The organism is Anaerosalibacter massiliensis, from assembly GCF_024623155.1.
Taxonomy (GTDB): Bacteria; Bacillota; Clostridia; order Tissierellales; family Sporanaerobacteraceae; genus Anaerosalibacter; species Anaerosalibacter massiliensis.
This window is the reverse complement of the sequence record NZ_JANJZL010000001.1, coordinates 196,149-221,850: the sequence shown is the minus strand read 5'-3', so window position 1 is coordinate 221,850 and position 25,702 is coordinate 196,149. Positions and strand designations below refer to the sequence as shown.

Below are 25,702 nucleotides of genomic sequence, written 5' to 3'. Positions count from 1 at the left end.
TAATTAAAAACTCTATGTTATACTACTAGAGTGATTACACACATTCTCTGATTTTTAAAGCAGTGCCGAATAAGGTCCTTTAAAGAAATGAAGGGAATGGAGGAATAAAACTAGGAGGTGAAATTATATGTCAGTTGTTACTATGAAAGGTCTTTTAGAAGCTGGTGTTCATTTTGGACATCAAACTAGAAGATGGAATCCTAAAATGGCAGAATATATATTCACAGAAAGAAATGGAATATATATTATTGATCTACAAAAAACAGTTAGTAAAGTAGAAGAAGCTTATGAATTTATTAAAGAAGTATCTGAAGATGGTGGAAAAATACTATTTGTAGGAACAAAGAAACAAGCTCAAGAAGCTATTGAAGCTGAAGCTAAAAGATGTGGTATGTATTATGTAAATCAAAGATGGTTAGGTGGAATGTTGACTAACTATAAAACCATAAAAAAGAGAATTGATAGGCTTAGCGAGTTAAAAGAAATGGAAGAAGAAGGTATTTTTGAAGTGCTGCCTAAAAAAGAAGTAATGCAACTTAAACATGAAGCTGAAAGATTAGAAAAATTCCTAGGCGGAATTCAAGACATGGGTGGTCTTCCAGATGTATTATTTGTTGTAGATCCAAGAAAGGAAAGAATTGCAGTAAATGAAGCAAAGATTTTAGGTATACCTGTTGTGGCAATAGTTGATACTAACTGTGATCCTGATGAAATAGATTATGTGATTCCAGGAAATGATGATGCTATCAGAGCTGTAAAATTGCTTACAGGAACTATGGCAGATGCAGTAATTGAAGGTAGACAAGGAGAACAAATAGAAGAAACTGAAGAGTAAATACTAAATGGTAAGGGTCATATAAGGGAGTTTTCCCTTACTACTCTTACCTTTTTAATTAATAAGATGAGGAGGTATAATATGGCTGTATCAGCGGCATTAGTAAAAGAATTAAGAGAGAGAACAGGTGTAGGCATGATGGACTGCAAAAAAGCCTTAGAAGAAACTGGTGGAGATATAGATAAATCAATAGAACTATTAAGAGAAAAAGGTCTATCAAAAGCTGCTAAAAAAGCTAGTAGAATAGCTGCAGAAGGTCTAGTTGATTCATATATACACAATGGTAGAATTGGAGTTTTAATAGAAGTGAATACAGAAACAGATTTTGTAGCCAAAAATAAAGATTTCCAAGATTTTGTTCATGATATGGCAATGCAAGTTGCAGCAGCAAATCCAAAATATATTTCAAAAGAAGATGTACCAGAAGAAGAAGTTCAAAAAGAAAGAGAAATACTAATTCATCAAGTTGTAAATGAAGGCAAGCCAGAACATGTTGCAGAAAAAATAGTAGAAGGAAGACTTGGTAAATTTTATGAAAGAATTTGTTTATTAGAGCAAGCTTTTATTAAAGATCCAAATGTTAAGGTTAAGGATCTTCTAAATGAAAAAATAACAACTATTGGAGAAAATATTAAAATAAGAAGATTTGCAAGATTTGAAGTTGGAGAGGGTTTAGAAAAAAGAGAAGAAGATTTTGCTGAAGAAGTTGCAAAACAAATGAATAATTAATTTAAATGGAGAACATTATAGTGTTCTCCATTTAAATAAAATCGATATATGAGAAGGAAAAGTGATTTAAATGTAGAAATATATAGAATAGGGAGTGTTACCATGACTAAAGCAAAATATAAAAGGATAGTTTTAAAATTAAGTGGAGAAGCATTATCAGGAGAAAAGGGCTTTGGTATCGATGAAAACACAATTACAAGGATTTCTAATGAGATTAAAAAATTAAATGACATAGGTGTAGAGGTTGCTATAGTAGTAGGAGGAGGCAATTTCTGGAGAGGAAGAAGTAGTAAAGGAATGGACCGAACTACGTCTGATTATATGGGTATGTTAGGTACTGTTATAAATGCATTGGCATTGCAAGATGCATTAGAAGAGATAGGAGTTATAACAAGAGTTCAAACTGCTATAGAGATGAGACAGATTGCAGAACCTTATATTAGAAGAAGAGCTATAAGACATTTGGAAAAGGGCAGGGTAGTTATATTTGCGGCCGGTTCAGGAAACCCATATTTTACAACTGATACTGCAGCAGCTTTAAGAGCAGCAGAAATCGAAGCTAATGTAATGTTACTTGCAAAAAAAGGTGTTGATGGAGTATATGATTCTGATCCTAAATTGAATATATCTGCTAAAAAATTTGATAATTTAAAATACATAGATGTATTAAACCTAGGACTAGGAGTAATGGACTCTACGGCTACATCTCTATGTATGGATAATAAAATTCCTCTAATTGTATTTGGTATTGATAGCCCAGATAACATTATAGATGTTGTTTTAGGTAAAAAAATTGGTACAGTGATAAAGGAGGATTAAATATATGTATTTGGATGTTCATAAAGAAGCTGAAGACAAAATGAAAAAGACTGTTAATGTATACAAAGATGAATTATTAGGTATTAGAGCTGGAAGGGCAAATCCTGCATTATTGGATAAAATAAATGTGGATTATTATGGGGTGTTAACTCCATTAAATCAACTAGCAAGTATTTCAACTCCTGAACCAAGGCTTTTAGTTATACAACCTTGGGATGCTAATACTATTCCTCAAATTGAAAAATCAATATTGACCTCTGATTTAGGATTAAACCCTTCCAATGATGGAAAATTAATTAGACTCCCTATTCCACAATTAACAGAAGAAAGAAGGAAAGATTTAGTAAAGCTTGTAGGTAAAAATGCAGAAGAAGCAAAAATTGCTATCAGAAATACTAGAAGAGAATTAAATGATAAATTAAAGAAGATGGAAAAAAATAAAGATATAAGTGAAGATGAAAAAAAACAAGCAGAAAATGAAGCTCAAAATATTACTGATAAATATATAGAGGAAATAGATAAATTGACTGAAAAAAAAGAGCAAGAGTTAATGGAAGTCTAATAAAGTATTTAAAAGTTCACAAACCCCCCTTCCATATTGGAGGGGGGTTTGCAAGTCTAGAAGCTTTCGGAGGTAATAAATATGAAAAATAGACAAAGAATAATTAAAGATTTGAAAGAACAAATTGATGAAAATAATTTACCTAAACATATAGCTATTATTATGGACGGAAATGGAAGATGGGCGAAAAAAAGATTTTTGCCAAGAACAGCTGGGCATAAGGAAGGCATGGAAAGAGTTAAAGAGATTGTTGAAGTGTCTGCAAGATTAGGAATAAAACATCTATCTCTATATGCTTTTTCTACTGAAAATTGGAAAAGACCAGAACAAGAAATAGATGGGCTTATGAAATTATTAGTTCAGTATTTAAGATCAGAAATTGAAAGATTGCATAAAAATAATATAAAAATTAAGGCTCTGGGGGATATATCTAAATTACCATCTTTACAAAGAAAAGAAGTGGAAGATGCCATGGAAAAAACTAAGAACAATAGTAGGATGATTTTAAACATTGGATTAAACTATGGTGGAAGAGATGAAATAATTGTAGCTACAAAAAATATTTTAAAAGATATAAAAATGGGTAAAATGAATATAGAAGATTTAGATGCTAATACTTTTGAAAAATATCTTTATACTAAAAAACAACCAGACCCAGATTTATTAATAAGACCTAGTGGAGAATTAAGAATAAGTAATTTTTTATTATATCAAATAGCATATACAGAGTTTTGGTTTTCTAATATTTATTGGCCTGATTTTAGAGAGGAACATTTCTATCAAGCTATCATAGATTATCAAAAAAGAGATAGAAGATATGGAGGAATTTAAGTGAAAGAGTTAATCATTAGAAGCATAAGTGGGCTAATTGGAATCATATTATTAGTATTAATAGCATCAAAAGGTGGTCTAATACTAAATATTGGTATTATGCTTGTATCTTTTGTTGGAGTATATGAGTTTTACAATGCTACAAATATGAAAGGATTCAATCCTATAAAAACTCTAGGCTATATTTTTTCTATTGGTCTATTTATAAATAATATTAAATCCCAGTGGTTAAGCTTAAATTTCCTTATTTTTATTATCTTAATAGCAATATTAATTTTGTTAATATTGAAAAAAAATTTTAGTATACAAGACGTAGGAATAACATTATTAGGACTTTTATATATTCCTTTTTTAATATTTCACATAACTTATTTGGATAAGAGCATATATATATGGTTTATATTCATTATCGCTTGGGGAACTGATACATTTGCATATATAGCAGGAAATTTATTTGGAAAGAAAAAGCTTTGTCCTAATTTAAGTCCTAATAAAACAGTTGAAGGTTCTATAGGTGGAATCATAGGTAGTGTCTTATTGATTGTAATTTTTTCAAAATATTTTAATTTAGCTTCTTTACGGGGAAATATATTATTGTCAATTATAGCATCTATTATGGCACAAATTGGTGATTTAACAGCTTCAAAGATAAAAAGGATTACTGGCATTAAAGATTTTGGATATATAATACCAGGTCATGGAGGTGTATTAGATAGATTTGATAGTATACTTTTTACAGCTCCAGTAGTATATTATTTTGTAAAGTATTTTATATTTTAAAAAAGGATAGGTGGTGTATCAATTGATTACAGCATTAGCGGCAGTATTTGTATTCATGATGGTAATAATGTTTCATGAGTTTGGACATTTTATTACAGCAAAAATGGTAGGGATAAAAGTACATGAATTTGCTATAGGTATGGGACCTAGAATATTTCATAAAACAAAAGGTGAAACAGAGTATTCTATAAGGGCCTTACCTATAGGCGGATATGTAAAAATGGAAGGTGAAGATGAATCTTCTGATGATCCAAATAGTTTTAATAAAAAGCCAATAGGTTCTAGAATTTTGGTGGTAGTTGCAGGAGCTATTATGAATTTCATTTTAGCTATAATTGTATTTGGGATTATTTCTTATGTAATGGGTATGCCTACTACTGTAATAGATGAAGTAATAGTAGATACACCAGCATATAAGGCAGGTTTAGAACCTGGGGATAAAATTATAAATGTAAATAATAAAGAAATAAATAGCTGGAATAATGTGATAAAAGAAATAAATAATGTGGAACCTAAAAAAGATATAGAAATTATTGTATTAAGAGGTTCGGAAAAAAAGAGCTTTACATTAAAACCAAAGTTTGATAAAGAAACTGGAAGATATCTCATCGGCATAACTACCAAAACTAATAAGAGTTTTACTTCTGCAGTAAAAGGTGGAGTAGAAAAAACAGGTGAAATACTAGGTGCTATGTTTGAGTTCTTTAGAATGCTTGTTACTGGTGAAATTAAAAAGGGAAGTTTGTCTGGACCAGTAGGAGTTATTTATACTGTAGGTCAGGCAGCTAAGTATGGATTTATGAATATTCTATACATAACTGGGCTTATAAGTGTAAATCTAGGTTTTTTCAACCTTTTACCAATTCCAGCTTTAGATGGAGGCAGAATATTATTTATGCTAATTGAGTTATTTAGAGGTGAGCCTCTGGATCCAGAAAAAGAAGGCTTTATACATTTTGTAGGATTTGTTTTACTTATAATATTAATGATTTATGTTACCTATTCTGATATAGTTAAATTTTTTGGATAGTTTTAATGTTAATTGTTAAGAGGGTGAGAAAATGAATAGAAGAAAAACTAATATTTTAAAAGTTGGTAATGTCTATATTGGTGGAGATAGTCAAATATCTATTCAGTCTATGACAAATACAGATACTAGAGACGTAGAATCTACAATTAATCAAATTATAGAACTTGAAAAGGCAAAATGTGATATTGTAAGAATAGCTATTCCTGATATGGAAGCAGCAAAGGCAATCACCAAGATAAAAAAGAAAACCAATATTCCAATTATTGGAGATATACAGTTTGATTATAGATTAGCTATAGAATCCGTTAAAAATGGTATTGATGGTTTAAGAATAAACCCAGGGAATATTGGTTCTAAGACTAGAGTAAAAGAAGTTGTAAAATCATGTCAAGAAAAGAATATACCTATTAGAATTGGAGTTAACTCTGGTTCTATAAGCAAAAAAGCTTTAGAAAAATACGGCGGTGTTAATGAAGATTCTATAGTGTATAGTGCTTTAGAACATATACGAATTTTAGAAGATATGAATTATACAAATATAAAAATATCTTTAAAGGCTACTGATGTACCTTTGACAATTAAATCCTATTTAAAGATGGCTGAATATGTAGACTATCCATTTCACTTAGGTATTACAGAGGCTGGCCCTGTATGGAATGGAACTGTAAAATCTTCTGTAGGTATAGGAGCACTGTTGGCAATGGGAGTTGGAGATACTATAAGAGTATCATTAACAGGCAATCCAGTAGAAGAAGTTAGAGTAGGAAAAGAGATATTGAAGTCTTTAGATTTGCTGGAAGATGGAGTCCAGATAATATCTTGTCCTACTTGTGGAAGAACTCAAATAAATTTATTTAAATTAGTTAAAGAGGCACAAGATAAACTTGAAAATATAGATAAACTTATTAAGGTGGCTATTATGGGCTGCCCAGTAAATGGGCCTGGTGAAGCTAAGGAAGCAGATATTGGAATAGCTGGTGGTAAAGGTTATGGACTAATTTTCAAAAAAGGAAAAATAGTAAAAAAGGTTAGTGAAGAAAAATTGTTGGACGAGCTAATAAAAGAAATCAAAACTATTTAATTATCTAGTTATATAAATAAATTATAGTAACCAGGGAAATATATAATATTATGAAGATTTTAGATACAAATTAGATTAGCTTTCATCAATGAATATTGAAATCTTTCAAAAGTATTAATTAAGGGGGCTTCTTTTTAACATATGAATAATCAAAATAGATTAGATAGTATATTGACAAAGAATAAGCTTCATTTAAATTTAGAAAATTTAAATGAAGCTTATATAACCGAAGTTTTATTAGATGTAAAAGACAAAAGCATTTTTTTAAAATTAATGTCTCAAAAATTAGTTAAAGAGAAAGAAATAAATATTTTAAAAGAATATTTAAATAAAAAATTTCATGATTTTAATGAAGTATATATTCATATTAGTTATAGTATTAAAGAAAGTGATTTCCAGTATATATTAGAAGACTATTGGTCTAATATTGTTTATTTAATAAGAAAAAAAGTACCCTCTAGCAATGCATGGATAAATGATATAAGATGGCAAATAATAGAAAACACACTTATATTGACTTCTGAAAATGGAATATCTCTATATACTTTAAAGAAAAATGGGATAGAAAAAGAAATAGAAAAAAAGATATACAACGAGTTTAATATTAAAATTAAAGTTAGTATAGATTCTAATAATATAAAAAATGATGTAAATAAAGAAGATTTTTTTGTTCAAAAGAAAGAAGAAGAAAAAAATTTATCTAAGAATGTTTTAGAATCAACAAATTATGAACAGAATGGAAAAGAATCGACTAGAAAACAATTTGAACAAGACTATTTATATAAATATGGTGGAAAAACTGGTGATGACATATTAGATATAAAAAATATAAATGTAAATTCTGGTGTTGTGACTTTAGAAGGAAAAATATTTGATACAGAATCTAGAGAAATTAGAGGTGGGAAAACTTTATATATTTTCAATATTACTGATTTCACAAATTCTATTACAGTAAAAGCTTTTTTAAAAAAGAAGGATAAAGATGAATTTGAATATTATGTAAAAGAAGGGAAATATGTTAGGGTTAGAGGAGAAGTAGTATATGATAATTATTCAAGAAGTACTGTTTTAATGCTAAGAAGTTTAAATATAATAGAAAGGCCTAGAAGAGAGGATAATTCAAGTAAGAAAAGAGTAGAACTTCATTTACATACTCAAATGAGTGCTATGGACGGTTTGACTAAGTTTTCTGAGCTGGCTAAGCAAGCCAAGGATTGGGGGCACAATGCCATTGCTATTACAGATCATGGGGTAGTCCAAGGCTTTCCAGAAGGAATGGAAGCTAGTAAAAAATATGATTTAAAAATTATATATGGAGTTGAAGGCTATCTTGTTAATGATATTGGTTCTATAGTTAGAAATTATAAAAATGAAGATATAGATTGTGAATATGTAGTATTTGATATAGAGACTACAGGATTTTCCCCAATAAATGATAAGGTTACAGAAATAGGTGCAGTTAAGATAAAGGGTGGAAAAGTAATTGATAGATTTAGTCAATTAATAAATCCTGAAAGGCCTATACCAGAAAAAATAATAAAGTTGACTGGAATAACTGATGAAATGGTTAGTAATCAACCTACTATAGAGAAAGTACTTCCTGAATTTTATAAATTCATTGAAGGAACTGTTTTAGTTGCGCATAATGCCTCTTTTGATGTAGGATTTATGAGAGAAAACTATTCTCGTATAGATATGGAAATAAAAAACCCAGTTTTAGATACTTTAGAATTAACACGAAGTCTATTTCCACAATTGAAAAGTCATAGGCTTAACACTGTAGCTAAGTATTTAAATGTAAGCTTAGAAAATCACCATAGAGCAGTAGATGATGCTGAAGCTACTGCTGATATCTTTTTGAAATGTTTAGAGATTTTAGATAGAAAAGGAATTACTAAATTATATGAAATTAATACTAAATTGCAGGATACTAAAAATGCTTACAAAGGTCAGACATATCATATAATTATATTAGTAAAAAATTATACAGGATTAAAAAATCTTTATAAAATAATTTCTGAGTCTCATTTAAATTATTTTTATAGAAAACCCAGAATACCTAAATCTTTATTAACAAAATATAGAGAAGGACTTATATTGGGAAGTGCTTGTGAAGCAGGAGAACTTTACAAAAGTATATTAAATAGAAGTGATAATAATCAAATTAGAGATATTGTTAATTTCTATGATTATTTAGAAATACAACCTATAGGCAATAATCTGCATTTAGTGAGAAATGGTATGGTTAAGAATATAGAAGAACTGAAGGATATTAATAAAAAGATAGTTAGTCTAGGAGAAAAATATGAAAAACCTGTTGTTGCTACAGGAGATGTACATTTCTTAAAAAGAGAAGATGAAATCTATAGAAGAATATTAATGAATGGGCAAGGCTTTTCAGATGCAGATAATCAACCACCTCTTTATTTTAGGACTACAAATGAAATGTTGGAAGAATTTAATTATTTGGGAGAGGAAAAAGCAAATGAAGTAGTAATAGATAATACTAATTATATTGCTAATATATGTGAAGAAATAATTCCGATTCCAGATGGAACATTTCCACCAGAGATCGAAGGTGCAGAAGATCAATTAAAGTCTATTACTCACAATAGGGCTATGGAAATATACGGTAATCCGTTGCCTGATATAGTGAAGAAAAGATTGGACAAGGAATTAAACTCTATTATTAAAAATGGTTATGCTGTTATGTATATAATAGCACAAAAATTAGTGTGGAAATCTTTAGAAGATGGTTATTTAGTAGGTTCCAGAGGTTCTGTAGGTTCTTCTTTTGTTGCAACTATGAGTGGAATTACTGAAGTTAATCCATTAGTTCCTCATTATGTATGTCCAAAATGTCAATATAGTTATTTTTTTGAGGATGGTTCTGTAGGTTCAGGAATAGATTTGCCAGATAAGAAATGTCCAAAATGTAATACTGAACTTAAAAAAGATGGTCATGATATACCTTTTGAAGTTTTCTTAGGTTTCGAAGGAGATAAAGAACCAGATATAGATTTAAATTTTGCAGGAGAATATCAACCTATAGCCCATAGATATACGGAAGAATTATTTGGTGAAGGCTATGTATTTAGAGCAGGAACTATAGGTACTATTGCAGAAAAAACAGCTTATGGCTTTGTTAAAAAATATTTTGATGAAAAAGATGAATATGTGCACCCAGCAGAAATAAATAGACTAGTTAAAGGATTGACTGGAGTAAAGAGAACATCTGGACAGCATCCAGGAGGAGTCATGATAGTGCCAAAATATAAAGATATATATGACTTTACTCCGGTACAATATCCAGCAGATGATAAGAGTTCTGGAGTAATAACCACTCATTTTGATTATAATTCTATTAGTGGAAGGATATTAAAATTAGACATATTAGGACATGACGTTCCTACAATAATTAAAATGTTAGAAGATATAACAGGTGTTAAACCTGAAAGTATATCATTAGATGATAAGGAAACTATGAAATTATTTACTAGTACTGAATCATTAGGTATTACTAAAGATGATATAAATACAGATGTAGGAACATTGGGAATACCAGAGTTTGGTACTAGATTCGTAAGACAAATGCTTGTAGATACAAAACCAAACACCTTTTCAGAGCTAGTTCAAATTAGTGGACTTTCCCATGGAACGGATGTATGGCTGAATAATGCTCAATTAATAGTTAAAAATAAAATAGCCGAATTTAGTGATGTTATTTCTACTAGAGATGATATTATGTTATTTTTAATTTATGAAGGTTTAGATAAGAAAAGATCATTCAAGATTATGGAAAAGGTTAGAAAGGGCAAGGGACTAACTGAAGAAGATGAGAAGTATATGAGAGATATGAATATCCCTAATTGGTATATAGAATCTTGTAAGAAGATAAAGTATATGTTTCCAAAAGCACATGCTGTAGCTTATGTTATGATGTCTTTTAGAATTGCCTATTTTAAGGTATATTATCCAGAAGCTTTTTATGCAACTTATTTTACAACTAAAGCTAGTGATTTTGATGCAGATTTAATACTTGAGGGGATGTCTACAGTTAAAAACAAAATAGAAGAAATTGAATCATCTCAAGAAATAACTGCAAAAGAAAAAAATCTTTTGACTGTTCTTGAAGTGGCTCTTGAAATGTATTCAAGAGGATATAAGTTTGAAAGAGTTGATTTGTACAAATCTGATAGTGACAAATTTTTAATAGGAGATGAAGGAATTATTCCACCTTTAAAATGTTTACAAGGTGTTGGTCAAACTGCTGCAAAAAATATAGCTATTGAAAGAAAAGCAGGAGAGTTTATTTCCGTAGAAGATTTTATGAATAGAGCTAAGGTGGGTAAGACAGTAGTTGAAGCGTTAAAAAGGCATAAATGTCTTGTAGGAATGCCAGAGAGCAATCAGCTTGATTTATTTAATATTTGATTTTTTATCTGAAGATGTTATAATATTAGTGACAATACTTATGATACCTGATAAAGTAAAGAGTGGGAGTGCCCACTCTTTACTTTATTTAAACTAAAAACAATAAGTATAAATAAATATATTTATGAAAAAATAGGATTAAGCCTTATATTCATGTATCAATATTTAGTTAAAAAATATATACAAGTGATATAAGTAAATGAAAATCATGGAGGTGAAATTGTGAGAAAGAAAGATATAATTAGTTTAATATATAAAATTAGTGAATCTAAAATAAAAGAGTTTGGATATGAATTAGTTGATGTAGAGTTTGTTAAAGAGGGAAAGAATCATTTTTTAAGAGTATTTGTTGATAAACCTGGTGGTATAACAATAGACGATTGTCAAAATGTAAGTGAATTTATAAGCAATTCATTAGATGAACATGATCCTATTAATATTCCTTATTATTTAGAGGTTTCATCTCCAGGTCTTGATAGGCCATTTAAAACTGATAAGGATTTTAATAGGAATTTAGGAGAGATTGTGGAAGTTAGTCTATATAAGAATTTCAAGGAAAAGAAGAACTATATTGGGGAATTATTATCTTTTAATAAAGATATGATAAAAATAATTGATTCTGATTTAGGAGAAATTGAAATTCCTAGAGAGATTATATCTAAGATTAATTTAGCTGTTATATTTTGAGGGAGGTTTTGAAAAAAATGAAAGCCGAGTTTATACAGGCACTTGAGGAAATAGAGAAAGAAAAGGGCATATCTAAAGATACTATATTTGATGCTTTAGAATCTGCATTGATATCAGGATATAAGAAAAACTTTGGTTCTTCTCAAAATGTAGAAGTTGAAATAGATAAAAATACAGGTTCAGTAAAAGTATATGCAAATAAAACCGTAGTGGAGAATGTGTCTAATAAATTGTTAGAAATAGGTTTAGAAGAAGCACAAGAAATTGATAGCAAATATGAAATTGATGATATAGTTAAAATAGAAGTTACACCTAAGAACTTTGGAAGAATTGCAGCTCAAACCTCTAAACAAGTGGTAATGCAGAAGATAAAAGAAGCAGAGAGAGAAGTTGTATATGAAGAGTTTGTAAATAGGGAAAATGAAATAGTTACTGGAATGATACAAAGAATAAGTAAAAATATGGTTTATATAGATCTGGGTAAGACAGAGGGAGTTTTACCACCTTCAGAACAGATTGAAGGTGAAAGATATGAGCAAGGAGATAGAATAAAAGTTTATATTTTAGAGGTGAAAAAAACAACTAAGGGTCCACAAATAGTCCTTTCAAGATCCCATCCTGGTTTGGTAAAAAGACTTTTTGAATTAGAAGTTCCAGAAATTCATGATGGAGTAGTAGATGTTTATGCAATATCTAGAGAAGCTGGCTCTAGAACAAAAATTGCAGTTTATTCTAAAGATGACAATGTAGATCCAGTAGGAGCTTGCGTAGGATTTAAAGGAAGCAGAGTTAAGGCAATAGTTGAGGAGTTAAATGGAGAAAAGATAGATATAGTTATATGGAATAAAGATATGGAGAAATTTATTGCTAATAGTTTAAGCCCTTCACAAGTTTTAATGGTAGATGTAGATGAAAGAGAGAAATCAGCACTAGTTGTAGTTCCAGATTATCAATTGTCCTTGGCCATAGGTAAGGAGGGACAAAACGCCAGGCTTGCAGCAAAACTTACAAACTGGAAAATAGATATTAAAAGTGAGAGTCAATATGAAACAGAAATTAAAGAGTAGGGTGATTTAATTGAAAAAAAGAAAACTGCCTTTAAGAAAATGTATAGTTTGTGGTCAAAAAAGAATAAAAAAAGATCTAATAAGAGTAGTTAAAAATAAAGAAAAAGGTGTAATGGTAGACTCAACGGGTAGAATTAATGGAAGAGGAGCTTATATTTGCAATAATATAGATTGCTTAGATAATTTAGAAAAGAATAAAAAACTTTCTAAAATATTAGAAACTGAAATTCCAGAAGAAATATATAATGAGTTAGCATATATAATTTCTAAAAAAGATAATGAACATTAGATATAGAGTCACCTTTAAATAATTTGGGGGGTGTATAGTTTGACAAAAATTAGAGTATATGAATTAGCAAAGGAATTAAATATAACTAGTAAAGAGTTAATAAAAAGAATTTCTGATTTAGATTTGGATATAAATAGCCATATGAGTACTGTGGAAAAAGAAGAGGCAGAACTAATAAAAGAATTATTAGGGTCAGAAGTGGATTCAAATGAAAAAAATGTAAAGGAAGATGATAATATAGAAGATATTGAGGCAATAGAAATAGAGGAAAATATAGTAGTTAAAGACCTAGCAGAAAAACTAGATGTTACTCCTAGTGAAGTTATTACTAAACTTATACCATTGGGAATTATGGCAAATCAAAATCAAGCTATAGATTTTGATACTGCTAGTATTGTAGCTGAGGAATTTGGAGTTTCTATAAAGCCTATTGATATTGAAAAAGATAGTGAAGATATTGGAATCGATCTAGATTTTGAAGATGATTCAAAAGATTTAAAACCTAGACCACCTATAGTAACAGTTATGGGACATGTAGATCATGGAAAAACTTCCTTGTTAGATGCTATTAGAAAGACTGCTGTTACTGAGAGAGAAGCTGGTGGAATTACTCAACATATTGGAGCTTCTACCATAAGAATAGGTAAGGAAAAAATTGTGTTTTTAGATACTCCAGGGCATGAAGCTTTTACGACTATGAGAGCAAGAGGTGCACAGGTAACTGATATAGCTATTTTAGTAGTTGCTGCAGATGATGGAGTTATGCCTCAAACTGTTGAAGCAATAAACCATGCTAAAGCTGCAGAAGTACCTATAGTAGTTGCAATAAATAAAATAGATAAACCTACTGCAAATCCAGATAGAATAAAACAAGAGTTAGTAGAATATGGTTTAGTTTCAGAAGACTGGGGAGGAGACACTATATGTGTTCCAGTTTCAGCTCGAAATAATGAAGGAATTGACGAGTTATTAGAAATGGTACTATTAGTTGCAGAGATGCAAGAGTTGAAAGCAAACCCAGATAGAAAAGCTGTAGGGATAATAGTAGAAGCAGAATTAGATAAAGGAAAGGGACCAGTAGCTACTGCTTTAGTTCAGAAAGGTACTTTAAGAGTAGGAGACGTAGTAGTTTCAGGGACATCTCATGGAAGAGTAAGGGCTATGATAGATGATAAAGGAAAAAGAGTTAAAAAAGCTACTCCTTCCATACCAGTTATGATATTAGGCTTGTCTGAAGTGCCAGAAGCTGGTGAATATATATATGTAGTAGATAATGAGAAGAAAGCAAGACATTATACTGAAATAAGGAAAGAAAAAATAAGAGAAGAGCAGATGAAAGCTTCTCAGAAAGTTTCTCTTGATGATCTTTTTGAACAAATACAATCAGGTGAAGTTAAAGAATTAAATGTAATAATAAAAGCAGATGTAAAGGGATCTGTAGAGGCAGTAAAACAATCTTTAGCTAAGTTAGAAACTGAAGAAGTTAGGGTAAATATTATACATGGTGGCGTAGGTGGAATAACAGAAAGTGATGTTATGCTAGCTTCGGCTTCAAATGCTATCATAATAGGCTTTAATGTAAGACCAACTTTAACTGCCATAGATATATCTAAAAGAGAAAGCGTAGATATAAGAACTTATAGAGTTATATATGACGCTATAGAAGATATAGAGTCTGCAATGAGAGGACTATTAGATCCTGATATAGTAGAAGAAGCTATAGGAAGAGCAGAAATAAGAGCTACCTTTAAAGTACCTAATGTAGGAATGGTTGCTGGCATTTATGTCTTACAAGGGAAGATAACCAGAAGTTCTAAAGTAAGATTATTAAGAGAAGATGTAGTAATTTATGAAGGAGATATTTCATCTTTAAAACGTTTCAAGGATGATGTTAGAGAAGTTCAATCAGGTTATGAAGGTGGGTTAAGTCTTGAAAACTATAATGATATAAAAGAAGGGGATATTGTAGAAGCGTATATTTTAAAAGAGGTAAAGAGATAGGAGTGTATTCTTTATGAATAATAAAAGAATAAATAGAATTTCAGAAGAGGTAAAAAAAGCACTTTCGTATATAATATCTAATGATCTAAAGGATCCTAGAATATCTCCAATGACAAGTGTAACTCATGTAGATGTTACAGGGGATTTGAGATATGCCAAAGTTTATATTAGTGTATTAGGAAATGAAAGAGAAAAAGATAATACAATAAAAGGATTAGAAAGTGCTAAAGGATTTATAAGAAATGAAATAGGAGATAAAGTGGACTTACGATATATCCCAGAACCAATTTTTCAATTAGATGAATCTATTGAACGAGGTATATATATGTCAAAGCTTATAGATAAAGTAAATAAAAAGGATAAAAGAGGGAGTACAGATGAATAGAGAATTAAATCTGTTAATAGATGAGTTTATTGATTTAATTAAATCAAGTAATAATATTTACTTGGCTAGCCATGTTCAGCCAGATGGAGATAATATAGGATCTTTGCTGGCTTTAGGCAGGGCTCTTGAAAAAATGAATAAAGACATAAATATAGTAAAAGTTGATAGTATTCCAAAAAATTTTCAATTTTTACCTAATATGCATTTTTTTCAAGAGCCAAATATTGATGAAGACATAGATCTTTTTATTGCTTTAGATAGTGGTGATATGGAAAGATTGGGTGTAGCAAAAGAAATAGCTTTAAAATCAAAAAAAATAGTTAATATAGATCATCATATAACTAATAATAATTTTGGAGATTTAAATATTGTTTCCCCATTAGCTAGTTCTACTGGGGAGATAGTATACCATATTATAAAAGAAATGAATATAGATATAGATGAAGATATAGCTACATGTATTTATGTGGCCATAAGTACAGATACAGGAAGCTTTATGTATGATAGTACTACTATGGAAACTCACTTAATTGCAGCAGATTTATTAGATAAAAATATTGATTTAAATAAAATTATTGTAAATATATATCAAAGTAAGACTTTAGAAAAAACCAAACTTTTTATTAAATCATTAAACACTTTAAAAATATTTAAAAATGGAAAAATTGCTATAGTAAAAACAACTCAAAAAATGTTAAATGATTGTGGGGCAAGTATAGAAGACGCAGAAGGTTTAGTTTCTTTCATTAGGGATATTGAGGGAGTAGAAGTAGCCTGTATACTGAAAGAAATAGATAAAAAAGAGATAAAGATTAGCTTAAGATCTAAAAAGGAAGTTGATGTTTCCAAAATTAGTTTAAAATTTAATGGAGGAGGACATAAAAGAGCTGCAGGTTGTACAATATATGAAAATATAGATGATGCAAAAAAGATTATATTAAAAGAAATATATAATTATATTTAAGGTGATGTTATGGACGGTGTTTTTAATATTTTTAAACCTAAGGGTTTATCTTCTCATGATATCGTTAGAGAAGTTAGAAAAATATTGGGTATAAGAAAAGTAGGACATACAGGTACATTAGATCCAAATGCTAGTGGAGTATTGCCTATATGCGTAGGTAAAGCTACAAGAACTAGTGAATATCTATTAGACTCAAATAAAACATATATTGCTGAGCTTACATTAGGATATGAAACTGATACTCAAGATGAAGATGGAAAAGTTTTAAAACAATCTGATAAAATTGTATCTAAAACAGATATTATTAGAATCTTTGAGTTTTTTAAAGGGGAAGTATATCAACTTCCTCCTATGTACTCAGCTCTAAAATATAAGGGAAAAAAGCTATATGAGTTAGCTAGAGAAGGAATAGAAGTAGAAAGAAAAAAAAGAAAGGTATACATATATGATATGGACATATTAAATATAGAAAATAATAAGATATTATTTAGAGTTAAATGTTCTAGAGGAACATATGTAAGAACCTTATGTAATGATATAGGGAGAATGCTAGGCACCTATGGATATATGTCCTATTTAATGAGAGAAGAGGTTTATCCTTTTAATATAGAGGAAGCCATTAGTTTAGAAACTCTTTTTATTAAAAATGCAAATAAAGAGATTGAGGATATTTTAATACCTATGGACTATGGATTAAAATGCTTTAAGTCTTTTGATTTTCCACCATATCTTTGGAAAAAACTTTCTAATGGTGAAAAAATTAAATTAAATAATCTAGATATATTTAAAGATGTTGAAATAGAAGAAAATTTACGTATTTATTGTAAAGACACTTTTATAGGTATTGGAAAAATTACAAATAAAAATAAAGAATTAATTTTTAAAATGGATAAAGTATTATTATAAAGGTGATAAAATATGGAAATAGTAAATTATGAAAAAAATGAGATGGTTAAAGAAAAAACAGCTGTAGCCTTAGGCAATTTTGATGGGTTGCATATAGGTCATCAAAAGCTAATTAAAACAATGGTTAGTAAAGGACGAGAAAAAAAACTTAAAAGTTCAGTATTGCTTTTTAAAACACATACTAAGAGTATAATACGTGGAAATAAGAGGCCTAAATTGCTAACTTCTAATAATCAAAAGATCTCCTTATTAGAATCTATTGGGGTTGAAATGATCTATTCAATGAATTTTAATAAAGACATAATGCAACTTAGTCCAAGACAATTTGTAGAAGATATATTAGTAGATAAATTGAATGTTAAACTTGTAGTAGTAGGCTTTAACTATAGATTTGGACATAAGGCTCAGGGAGATAGTGCTTGTTTAAAGAAATTAGGAAAAGAGTTTGGTTTTGAAGTTATAGTAGTAGAGCCAGTATATGGTGAAGAGTTAATTATAAGCAGTACTTTGATAAGAGAATTACTAAGTGAAGGAAATATTGAGAAAGCTAATAAATTTTTAGGTAGACCTTATGAAATGGAAGGAGAAGTAGTAGAAGGAAATAAAAGAGGAAAAGGACTAGGTTTTCCTACGGCAAATATTAAATTAGATAAAGGTTATTTAGTACCTAAATTTGGTGTATATAAATCTATTACTATTGTTGATGGAAAGAAATATTTAAGCTTGACAAATGTAGGGAAAAATCCTACTTTTAATGACGATGATGTTAGTGTAGAAAGCTATATATTAAATTTTAATAATAATATATATGGCAAAAAAATTAGTGTGAAATTTATAGATTTTATTAGAGAAGAGATAAAGTTTAATACAAGAGAAGAGCTCATAGCTCAAATGCTTAAAGATGTAGATAATATAAAAAGAATTTAATAATGTTTACATTCCAATAAGTATATGATAAAATTAACTTAGTCTTGGTTACCTCCAGCTAAGTATATCGTATCCTCGACGATACACTTAGCTGGAGGCGAATAAAATTAATGAGGAGGTGCTTTAAATGGCATTGACAAAGGAAGAAAAGGCTAAAATTATAGAAGAATACAAAGTACATGAAGGTGATACAGGCTCACCAGAAGTCCAAATTGCTATGTTGACTTATAGAATAAATACTTTAAATGAACATCTTAAAAATCATAAAAAAGATTTTCATTCAAGAAGAGGTTTGTTAAAGATGGTTGGGCAAAGAAGAGGGTTATTAAATTATTTGAAAAACTCAGATATAGAAAGATACCGTAATCTTATTGAAAGGTTGCATATAAGAGGATAGAATAGAGCGGGGACTCCCGCTCTATTGATTTATTAGACTTAAACTTTATTTATTATTTAATATAGTTTTTTTTATTGAATTCAGGTTATAATATCTATTATTAATAGTTATTATACAAAAATAAAAGGAGGTAAAACATGGAGAAAGTTTTTGAATATGATTTAGCAGGTAGAAAATTATCTGTGACTATAGGAAAAGTTGCAGAACAAGCAAATGGTGCCTGCATTGTTAGATATGGTGATACTGTTGTTTTAGTAACAGCCACTGCATCTAAGGAACCTAGGGAAGGAATAGATTTTTTTCCACTAAGTGTTGATTTTGAAGAAAGGCTTTATTCAGTTGGTAAGATACCAGGTGGGTTTATAAAAAGAGAAGGAAGGCCAAGTGAAAAGGCTATTTTAACTTCAAGACTTATTGATAGACCTATAAGACCATTGTTTCCAAAAGGGTACAGAAATGATGTACAAGTTATTGCAACAGTATTATCTACAGATCAGGATTGCACTCCTGATATTATTGCAATGATAGGCTCTTCAATAGCCCTTACAATATCTGATATTCCATTTGCTGGACCAACAGGCTCTGTATTAGTAGGTTTAGTAGATGATAATATAGTTATCAATCCTACTAGTGATGAAAGAGATAAATCTGACTTACATTTAGTAGTTTCAGGTACTAAGGAAGCTGTAATGATGGTTGAAGCCGGGGCAAATGAAGTATCTGAAAAAACTATGCTAGATTGCATAATAACTGCACATGAGCACATAAAAGGTATATGTGATTTTATAGAGGAAATTAGAGAAGAAATAGGAAAAGAAAAATTAGAGTACGAAGTTTTCAAACCTGAAGAGGAAATAGAGAATGAAGTAAGAGATTTTACTGTAGAAAAAATAGTGAAAGCTATTCAATCTACTGATAAGCAAATACGAGAAGAAAATATGGATAAGGTCAAAGAGGAAATCTTTAAACATTTTCTAGAAAAATATCCTGACCATGAAAAAGATATAGATGCGATTATAGGCGAAATAACAAAAGAAGAAGTACGAAGAATGATATTAGAAAAAGGTATTAGACCAGACAATAGAAAAATTGATGAAATACGACCAATATCTATTGATGTAGGAATATTACCTAGAACACATGGTTCTGGATTATTTACAAGAGGGCAAACTCAAGCCCTTACTATTGCTACATTGGGTGCATCAAGCGATGTACAAATAATCGATGGTATAAGTGAAGAAGAATCTAAAAGATATATGCATCATTATAATTTTCCTCCATATAGCGTTGGAGAAACAAGAATGCTTAGAGGTCCTGGTAGAAGAGAAATTGGACATGGGGCTTTAGCAGAGAGAGCTCTAGAGCCAGTTATTCCTTCAGAAGAGGACTTTCCATATACAATTAGATTAGTATCTGAAATATTAAGCTCTAATGGTTCTTCATCTCAAGCTAGTGTGTGCGGAAGCACTTTAGCATTATTAGATGCAGGAGTGCCTATAAAAGCACCTGTTGCAGGAATAGCTATGGGACTTATGAAATCAGAGGATAAAGTTGTGATCTTATCTGATATTCAAGGTTTAGAGGACTTTTTAGGAGATATGGACTTTAAAGTTGCAGGCACTGAAAAAGGTATTACAGCTATTCAAATGGATATAAAGATAGCTGGAATTGGAAGAGATATTTTAGAGGAGGCATTAGAAAGAGCAAGAACAGGTAGATTATTTATATTAAATAAAATGTTATCAGTAATTTCTGAACCAAGAGAAGAGTTATCTCCTTATGCACCAAGAATATTTACTATGCAAGTAAGTCCAGATAAAATAAGGGATGTAATAGGACCTGGAGGAAAAGTTATTAATAAAATTATAGAAGAAACAGATGTTAAAATAGATATTGATGAAAAAGGCAAAGTTTTTATAGCTGCTGATGATGAAGAAAAGGGAAACAGAGCTATGGAAATGGTTAACAAGGCTGTAAAAGATGTAGAAGTAGGAGAGACATATCTAGGTAAAGTAACGAGAATAGCCCCATTTGGAGCTTTTGTAGAAATATTAAATGGTAAAGAAGGGCTAGTTCATATATCCAATATTGCAAGAGAAAGAATAAATAAAGTAGAGGATGTACTATCTATTGGAGATAAAATACTTGTAAAAGTAATAGAGATAGATAACCAAGGAAGAATAAATTTATCTAGAAAAGCCACTCTACCAAAAGATGAAGACGAAAAAGGAAAAGAAGATAAAAAGAATAAAAGAAAATAAGAGCATGAACCTAGGGATGGTTCATGTTTTTTCATCATAAAATATCATAATAAATCTTATCATAATTGATATAGCATATATTAATATAAATTTGAATAGAATATAACAAAACCTAGTTTATAAAAGGAGGTAAATTATGAAAATTTTTTATATAAATAAAAGAAAATTATATATGATTATTACATTATTATGTATAATAATAGTTTTTATAATATTCTATAATGTATATTATAAAAACTCAGAAGAAACTTTTAAAGAAGATGTATTTTATAAAGGAAATACAAATGAAAATATTATAGCCTTTGCTTGTAATGTAGATTGGGGCAATGAATATATACCTGAAATGCTTTCTATTTTTGAAGAAGAAGAAATTAAAATAACTTATTTTGTAACTGGTAAATGGGCAGAAAAAAATAAGGATTTGTTAAAGGAAATATATTCTCATGATCATGAAATTGGAAATCATGGTTATTCCCATGAGAATTATGGAGAGTTAGGATATGAAGCTAACATGGAAGGAATTAAAAAATGTCATGAAGTTTTAAATGAAACATTAGATATAGAATGTAAATATTTTGCACCACCATCAGGTTCTTTTAATGATAATACGATTAAAGCGGCAAAAGATTTAAATTATGATATAATTATGTGGAGTATTGATACTATAGACTGGAGAGATGATAGTACAGAGGATAAAATTATAAACAGAGTATTGACTCAGGCAGAAAAATCCACTATAGTTTTAATGCATCCTACAGAAGAAACTATAAAAGCGCTACCTACAATTATTAAGTCATTAAAAAAGGAAGGATATTCCATTGGAAAGGTTAATCAAATTATAAAATAATTTCACTATATTTATTAATTTATTAAAAAATGATACTGAGGTGATAAAAATGAAAGTTAAAATAATTAACAAAAGTTCTTTTTCTCTCCCTGAATACAAAACAGAGGGATCAGCAGGTATGGACCTATATGCTAATATTGAAAAACCAAAGATTTTAAGACCTTTAGAAAGAGCTTTGATTCCTACAGGTATTTTTCTTTCCATTCCTTTTGGGTGCGAGGGACAAGTTAGACCTAGAAGTGGACTAGCTTTAAAGCATGGTATAACCTTAGCCAATGCAATAGGTACTATAGATAGTGATTATAGAGGTGAAATCAAAGTTATATTGATTAATTTAAGTAATGAAGATTTTGTTATAGATAAAGGCGATAGAATAGCTCAATTAATTTTTGTTAAATATGAAAAAGCTGATTTTGTAGAAGTAAATTCCTTAGATAACACAGAAAGAGGTCAGGGAGGCTTTGGACATACAGGATATTAGAAATTATAACAAAGCATATCATAGATGATACATTCATATATTATAAAAAAACAATAAAATAAAGTAAAAATAAATTTGTGCTTGGAGGAATTTAAATGTTGTTAAGCGAATTAGGAGGAAAAGAAATTGTAAATTTAAACGATGGTGGAAGATTAGGAATGATTGCAGATTCAGACGTGATAATAGATATAAACACTGGGAAAATTATATCCTTATTACTACCAGATAAAAGAGTACAATTTAAGTTATTTGGAGAAAAAGAAGAGATAGAAATACCTTGGAATTCAATAAAAAAAATAGGAGATGACATGATAATAGTGGAAATAGAAGATTATTGAAAAGTCACAAACTTTTAGCTAATCCATATTATAAAACTAAAGGTGAATAAAAATTAGAGGTGAAGGTTGTAATGAATACAATAATTCAGAAATATGGCGGAACTTCTGTAGCAACAAAAGAAAGTAGAAAACAAGTTGTGGCTAAAATAGTGGAAAAGCATAATGAAAATTATAATGTAGTTGTAGTAGTATCCGCAATTGGAAGAAAAGGAAATCCTTATTCTACTGATTCATTAATTGATTTAATAAATAAAAATTTTATATCTAGTAGAGAATTAGATATGATTTTATCTTGTGGAGAAATTATTTCAGCGGTAGTATTGGCTAATGCATTAAGTGAAGAAGGATATAAGTCTATAGTATATACAGGATATCAAGCTGGAATTAAAACTACTAAAAATTTTGGCAAAGCCGAAATTATAAAAATTGAACCTGACAAAATAAATAATAGTTTAAATAAAGGTTATATAGTAATAGTCGCTGGCTTTCAAGGGGCTACTGAAGATGGTGAAATTACTACCTTAGGCAGAGGAGGTAGTGATATAACAGCTATAGCATTAGGTAAAGCTTTAAATAGCAAATTGGTGGAAATTTATTCTGATGTGGATGGGATAATGACTGCAGATCCAAATATTGTACCAGATGCTCGTTCTTTAGAATCTATGGGATATTCTGAGGTATATCAATTAGCTGAAGATGGTGCAAAAGTAATACACCCAAAAGCTGTAGAATTAGCTCAAAAATATAATATTCCCATAAAAATAAAAAATACTTTTTCAAATAAACAGGGTACCACAATAGAGAGTACTGAAACATTAATTTTAAATGGCAAAAAAGATTTTAAAAATGAAAAAATTATTACTGCTATTACTTATAAAAAGGGTAGAGTGCAAGTAATAATACGTATTGATGAAGAATCAGATGATACTGAAAAATTAATGGAACAATTAACCTTTCATAATATAAGTATTGATCTTATAAATTTTTTTATTGATAAAAAAGTTTTCACTATTAACGAAGAAGATTTAAATATAGTTGAAAAAATATTAGTTAAAGGGGACTATAATTATGAACTAATCAAAAATTGTTGTAAGCTAAGTGCCATAGGCTATAAGATGCAAGGAGTTCCAGGTGTGATGGGTAGAATAGTTAAGTCTCTATCTAGAGAAAACATAAGGATATTACAAACTTCAGACTCTCATAGTACTATCTGGTGTTTGATAAAAGAAAAAGATACAAATAAAGCTTTAACCGCTCTTCACAAAGAATTTAAGCTATATGAATAAAAAAGCATGATTATCCTTATATAAGGATAATCATGCTTTTTTAAAATAAATTTCTTGTTTTAGCATATTTTTTAATAAAGAGTAGAAACTAAAAAAAGAAACTATTGAAGAGTAAATGGAGGTAATATTTTAATGGGATTTTTAGATTTAAATAATAATGGTGAAAATGAAGAGAATCAAAATAATGAAATTGAAAGTCTTATAGAACTAGGTACTGAAAAGAAGTCAAACAGTAAAAATATTCCAAAAGACATACAATTTTTAACAATAATAGGTGAAATTGAAGGACACACAGTTTCACCTCCTCAAAAAAAAGCTACAAAATACGAACATATAATTCCTCTTCTGATTTCAGCTATGGAAGATCCTAATATCAAAGGTATATTTATTATATTAAATACAATAGGCGGAGATGTAGAAGCAGGCCTGGCATTAGCAGAAATGATAAATAGTATTGATAAGCCAAAGGTATCTTTAGTATTAGGAGGAGGGCATAGTATAGGTGTACCATTAGCTACTGCAACGGATTATTCATTTATAGTTCCTTCCGCTTCTATGACTATTCATCCAATACGAACCACAGGATTAGTAATAAGCGGCCCTCAAACTTTTAGATATTTTGAAAAAATGCAGCAGAGAATTATAAATTTCATATTAAGAACATCAAAGGTTGATAAAAAAGTTTTAATGGAATTAATGTATGCAACTGATGAAATTGCAAATGATGTAGGAACTATACTCATAGGCCAAGAAGCAGTAGATTGTGGTTTAATAGATAAAGTTGGCGGATTTAGTGAAGCTATGAAAAAGCTTAAAACTCTCTTTTGAATCTCATTAAATAATGCATATAGTATAACTAACTAAATTATGCTATAATAACATAGATAAACAGTTTTTTAAGGGGGGATTTTTTTGACATTTATACAAGCTATAATTTTAGGAATATTTCAAGGTGTTACTGAATTTTTACCAATTAGTAGTTCAGGGCATTTAGTAGTTTTGCAACATTTTTTTGGTATCAAAGAGGGAAATTTATTTTTTACTGAAATGCTTCATTTTGGTACATTAATTTCTATTTTTATCGTGTACTTTAATGATATTATAAAGATAATAATTGAATTCTTTAGAATGCTAGGACAAGGTATAAAAAACAAGAAATTTAAAATTACTAATATATACCAAAAAATGGCTATCTTAATAATTATTGGTAGTATACCTACAGCCATAATAGGTCTAGTGTTTAAAGATAGTTTTGAAAAGCTATATAGTTCTATATCGGCAATTAGCATTGCTTTTCTAATTACAGGATTTATATTATGGTTTGTTGATAAAAAAGCTAGAGGTAATAAGGATGTAAAAGATATGAGTTTATTTGATTCCATACTAATAGGAGTTTTTCAAGGAGCGGCTATAGCACCTGGCATATCTAGATCTGGTTCTACTATAGCAGGAGGATTATTTAGAGGCTTAAATAGAAAATTAGCAACAGAGTTTTCTTTTTTACTTGCATTACCAGCAACTTTTGGTGCTGGACTATTAGGCATAAAGGAAGTAATAGATACTGGAAGCAAAGCACATTTTTCTGCTCCATTATTATTAGGAGTTGTTATTTCTACTGTTGTAGGAGTTATTTCAATAAAAATTTTAATTAAATTATTAGAAAATGAAAAACTATATTATTTTTCTTATTATCTATGGGCTTTAGGAATAATATTATTATTTACTCAGATGTTTTAAATAAATAGAGATTTTAAAATCATCTGTA

Annotated in this window: 25 protein-coding genes; all 25 read left to right on the top strand. The window is 29.3% G+C overall.

Annotation, left to right across the window (positions count from 1 at the left end; all coding sequences use genetic code 11):
* Positions 1 to 127 precede the first annotated feature (127 nt).
* The 25 genes from rpsB (at position 128) to uppP (ending at position 25,674) form a co-directional block, all read left to right on the top strand.
* Positions 128 to 835 (top strand): 30S ribosomal protein S2, encoded by a 708-nt coding sequence (gene rpsB / locus NSA23_RS01300; protein WP_042681767.1) that lies wholly within the window; start codon positions 128 to 130, stop codon positions 833 to 835.
* An 81-nt stretch (positions 836 to 916) separates the two neighbouring features.
* Positions 917 to 1,564, top strand: a complete 648-nt coding sequence (gene tsf / locus NSA23_RS01295; protein WP_042681769.1) for a translation elongation factor Ts — start codon at positions 917 to 919, stop codon at positions 1,562 to 1,564.
* Between the two features lie 102 nt (positions 1,565 to 1,666).
* Positions 1,667 to 2,383 carry a UMP kinase gene (gene pyrH, locus NSA23_RS01290; RefSeq protein WP_042681771.1) on the top strand — a complete coding sequence of 239 codons (717 nt, stop codon included), beginning with the start codon at positions 1,667 to 1,669 and terminating at the stop codon, positions 2,381 to 2,383.
* 4 nt (positions 2,384 to 2,387) lie between these two features.
* Positions 2,388 to 2,945 (top strand): ribosome recycling factor, encoded by a 558-nt coding sequence (gene frr, locus NSA23_RS01285; RefSeq protein ID WP_042681774.1) that lies wholly within the window; start codon positions 2,388 to 2,390, stop codon positions 2,943 to 2,945.
* Positions 2,946 to 3,026: 81 nt separating this feature from the next.
* Positions 3,027 to 3,776 carry an isoprenyl transferase gene (locus tag NSA23_RS01280; protein WP_042681776.1) on the top strand — a complete coding sequence of 250 codons (750 nt, stop codon included), beginning with the start codon at positions 3,027 to 3,029 and terminating at the stop codon, positions 3,774 to 3,776.
* Positions 3,777 to 4,556, top strand: a complete 780-nt coding sequence (locus tag NSA23_RS01275; RefSeq protein ID WP_050069804.1) for a phosphatidate cytidylyltransferase — start codon at positions 3,777 to 3,779, stop codon at positions 4,554 to 4,556. It begins immediately after the preceding gene.
* A 22-nt stretch (positions 4,557 to 4,578) separates the two neighbouring features.
* Complete coding sequence (rseP, locus tag NSA23_RS01270) at positions 4,579 to 5,586, top strand: RIP metalloprotease RseP (RefSeq protein ID WP_050069805.1); 1,008 nt, start codon at positions 4,579 to 4,581, stop codon at positions 5,584 to 5,586.
* Between the two features lie 31 nt (positions 5,587 to 5,617).
* Positions 5,618 to 6,667 (top strand): flavodoxin-dependent (E)-4-hydroxy-3-methylbut-2-enyl-diphosphate synthase, encoded by a 1,050-nt coding sequence (gene ispG, locus NSA23_RS01265; RefSeq protein ID WP_257490057.1) that lies wholly within the window; start codon positions 5,618 to 5,620, stop codon positions 6,665 to 6,667.
* Between the two features lie 141 nt (positions 6,668 to 6,808).
* Complete coding sequence (locus NSA23_RS01260) at positions 6,809 to 11,101, top strand: PolC-type DNA polymerase III (protein ID WP_075052119.1); 4,293 nt, start codon at positions 6,809 to 6,811, stop codon at positions 11,099 to 11,101.
* Positions 11,102 to 11,323: 222 nt separating this feature from the next.
* Entirely contained in the window at positions 11,324 to 11,788 is a 465-nt protein-coding gene (gene rimP / locus NSA23_RS01255; protein ID WP_042681781.1) for a ribosome maturation factor RimP, read from the top strand.
* 17 nt (positions 11,789 to 11,805) lie between these two features.
* A complete protein-coding gene (gene nusA / locus NSA23_RS01250; protein WP_042681782.1) occupies positions 11,806 to 12,855 on the top strand; it encodes a transcription termination factor NusA in 1,050 nt (349 codons plus the stop codon).
* Positions 12,856 to 12,865: 10 nt separating this feature from the next.
* Complete coding sequence (gene rnpM, locus NSA23_RS01245; RefSeq protein WP_042681785.1) at positions 12,866 to 13,144, top strand: RNase P modulator RnpM; 279 nt, start codon at positions 12,866 to 12,868, stop codon at positions 13,142 to 13,144.
* A 39-nt stretch (positions 13,145 to 13,183) separates the two neighbouring features.
* A complete protein-coding gene (gene infB / locus NSA23_RS01240) occupies positions 13,184 to 15,145 on the top strand; it encodes a translation initiation factor IF-2 (RefSeq protein WP_050069806.1) in 1,962 nt (653 codons plus the stop codon).
* 13 nt (positions 15,146 to 15,158) lie between these two features.
* Positions 15,159 to 15,530 (top strand): 30S ribosome-binding factor RbfA, encoded by a 372-nt coding sequence (gene rbfA, locus NSA23_RS01235; RefSeq protein ID WP_042681790.1) that lies wholly within the window; start codon positions 15,159 to 15,161, stop codon positions 15,528 to 15,530.
* Positions 15,523 to 16,494 carry a DHH family phosphoesterase gene (locus NSA23_RS01230; RefSeq protein WP_050069807.1) on the top strand — a complete coding sequence of 324 codons (972 nt, stop codon included), beginning with the start codon at positions 15,523 to 15,525 and terminating at the stop codon, positions 16,492 to 16,494. Before rbfA ends, NSA23_RS01230 begins: the two co-directional genes overlap by 8 nt.
* Positions 16,495 to 16,503: 9 nt before the next feature.
* Positions 16,504 to 17,400 (top strand): tRNA pseudouridine(55) synthase TruB, encoded by an 897-nt coding sequence (gene truB / locus NSA23_RS01225; protein ID WP_042681792.1) that lies wholly within the window; start codon positions 16,504 to 16,506, stop codon positions 17,398 to 17,400.
* A 12-nt stretch (positions 17,401 to 17,412) separates the two neighbouring features.
* On the top strand, positions 17,413 to 18,327 hold the full coding sequence (locus NSA23_RS01220; protein WP_042681795.1) for a bifunctional riboflavin kinase/FAD synthetase: 915 nt from the start codon (positions 17,413 to 17,415) through the stop codon (positions 18,325 to 18,327).
* Positions 18,328 to 18,454: 127 nt separating this feature from the next.
* A complete protein-coding gene (gene rpsO, locus NSA23_RS01215; RefSeq protein WP_042681797.1) occupies positions 18,455 to 18,724 on the top strand; it encodes a 30S ribosomal protein S15 in 270 nt (89 codons plus the stop codon).
* A gap of 137 nt (positions 18,725 to 18,861) precedes the next feature.
* Entirely contained in the window at positions 18,862 to 20,985 is a 2,124-nt protein-coding gene (gene pnp, locus NSA23_RS01210; RefSeq protein ID WP_042681799.1) for a polyribonucleotide nucleotidyltransferase, read from the top strand.
* Between the two features lie 136 nt (positions 20,986 to 21,121).
* Complete coding sequence (locus tag NSA23_RS01205; protein WP_042681801.1) at positions 21,122 to 21,832, top strand: polysaccharide deacetylase family protein; 711 nt, start codon at positions 21,122 to 21,124, stop codon at positions 21,830 to 21,832.
* Between the two features lie 49 nt (positions 21,833 to 21,881).
* On the top strand, positions 21,882 to 22,313 hold the full coding sequence (dut, locus tag NSA23_RS01200; protein ID WP_042681803.1) for a dUTP diphosphatase: 432 nt from the start codon (positions 21,882 to 21,884) through the stop codon (positions 22,311 to 22,313).
* 95 nt (positions 22,314 to 22,408) lie between these two features.
* On the top strand, positions 22,409 to 22,651 hold the full coding sequence (locus NSA23_RS01195) for a YlmC/YmxH family sporulation protein (RefSeq protein ID WP_042681805.1): 243 nt from the start codon (positions 22,409 to 22,411) through the stop codon (positions 22,649 to 22,651).
* A gap of 71 nt (positions 22,652 to 22,722) precedes the next feature.
* Positions 22,723 to 23,937 (top strand): aspartate kinase, encoded by a 1,215-nt coding sequence (gene dapG / locus NSA23_RS01190; protein ID WP_042681807.1) that lies wholly within the window; start codon positions 22,723 to 22,725, stop codon positions 23,935 to 23,937.
* Between the two features lie 132 nt (positions 23,938 to 24,069).
* Positions 24,070 to 24,765 carry a ClpP family protease gene (locus NSA23_RS01185; protein ID WP_042681809.1) on the top strand — a complete coding sequence of 232 codons (696 nt, stop codon included), beginning with the start codon at positions 24,070 to 24,072 and terminating at the stop codon, positions 24,763 to 24,765.
* A gap of 84 nt (positions 24,766 to 24,849) precedes the next feature.
* Positions 24,850 to 25,674, top strand: a complete 825-nt coding sequence (gene uppP, locus NSA23_RS01180) for an undecaprenyl-diphosphatase UppP (RefSeq protein WP_042681811.1) — start codon at positions 24,850 to 24,852, stop codon at positions 25,672 to 25,674.
* Positions 25,675 to 25,702 lie beyond the last annotated feature (28 nt).

What these genes read in the sequence shown, in the direction of transcription:
- rpsB (WP_042681767.1), top strand. Translation starts at nt 128, where the DNA reads ATGTCAGTTGTTACTATGAAAGGTCTTTTAGAAGCTGGTGTTCATTTT.
- tsf (WP_042681769.1), top strand. Translation starts at nt 917, where the DNA reads ATGGCTGTATCAGCGGCATTAGTAAAAGAATTAAGAGAGAGAACAGGT.
- pyrH (WP_042681771.1), top strand. Translation starts at nt 1,667, where the DNA reads ATGACTAAAGCAAAATATAAAAGGATAGTTTTAAAATTAAGTGGAGAA.
- frr (WP_042681774.1), top strand. Translation starts at nt 2,388, where the DNA reads ATGTATTTGGATGTTCATAAAGAAGCTGAAGACAAAATGAAAAAGACT.
- NSA23_RS01280 (WP_042681776.1), top strand. Translation starts at nt 3,027, where the DNA reads ATGAAAAATAGACAAAGAATAATTAAAGATTTGAAAGAACAAATTGAT.
- ispG (WP_257490057.1), top strand. Translation starts at nt 5,618, where the DNA reads ATGAATAGAAGAAAAACTAATATTTTAAAAGTTGGTAATGTCTATATT.
- NSA23_RS01260 (WP_075052119.1), top strand. Translation starts at nt 6,809, where the DNA reads ATGAATAATCAAAATAGATTAGATAGTATATTGACAAAGAATAAGCTT.
- nusA (WP_042681782.1), top strand. Translation starts at nt 11,806, where the DNA reads ATGAAAGCCGAGTTTATACAGGCACTTGAGGAAATAGAGAAAGAAAAG.
- rbfA (WP_042681790.1), top strand. Translation starts at nt 15,159, where the DNA reads ATGAATAATAAAAGAATAAATAGAATTTCAGAAGAGGTAAAAAAAGCA.
- NSA23_RS01230 (WP_050069807.1), top strand. Translation starts at nt 15,523, where the DNA reads ATGAATAGAGAATTAAATCTGTTAATAGATGAGTTTATTGATTTAATT.
- truB (WP_042681792.1), top strand. Translation starts at nt 16,504, where the DNA reads ATGGACGGTGTTTTTAATATTTTTAAACCTAAGGGTTTATCTTCTCAT.
- NSA23_RS01220 (WP_042681795.1), top strand. Translation starts at nt 17,413, where the DNA reads ATGGAAATAGTAAATTATGAAAAAAATGAGATGGTTAAAGAAAAAACA.
- rpsO (WP_042681797.1), top strand. Translation starts at nt 18,455, where the DNA reads ATGGCATTGACAAAGGAAGAAAAGGCTAAAATTATAGAAGAATACAAA.
- pnp (WP_042681799.1), top strand. Translation starts at nt 18,862, where the DNA reads ATGGAGAAAGTTTTTGAATATGATTTAGCAGGTAGAAAATTATCTGTG.
- NSA23_RS01205 (WP_042681801.1), top strand. Translation starts at nt 21,122, where the DNA reads ATGAAAATTTTTTATATAAATAAAAGAAAATTATATATGATTATTACA.
- dut (WP_042681803.1), top strand. Translation starts at nt 21,882, where the DNA reads ATGAAAGTTAAAATAATTAACAAAAGTTCTTTTTCTCTCCCTGAATAC.
- NSA23_RS01195 (WP_042681805.1), top strand. Translation starts at nt 22,409, where the DNA reads ATGTTGTTAAGCGAATTAGGAGGAAAAGAAATTGTAAATTTAAACGAT.
- dapG (WP_042681807.1), top strand. Translation starts at nt 22,723, where the DNA reads ATGAATACAATAATTCAGAAATATGGCGGAACTTCTGTAGCAACAAAA.
- NSA23_RS01185 (WP_042681809.1), top strand. Translation starts at nt 24,070, where the DNA reads ATGGGATTTTTAGATTTAAATAATAATGGTGAAAATGAAGAGAATCAA.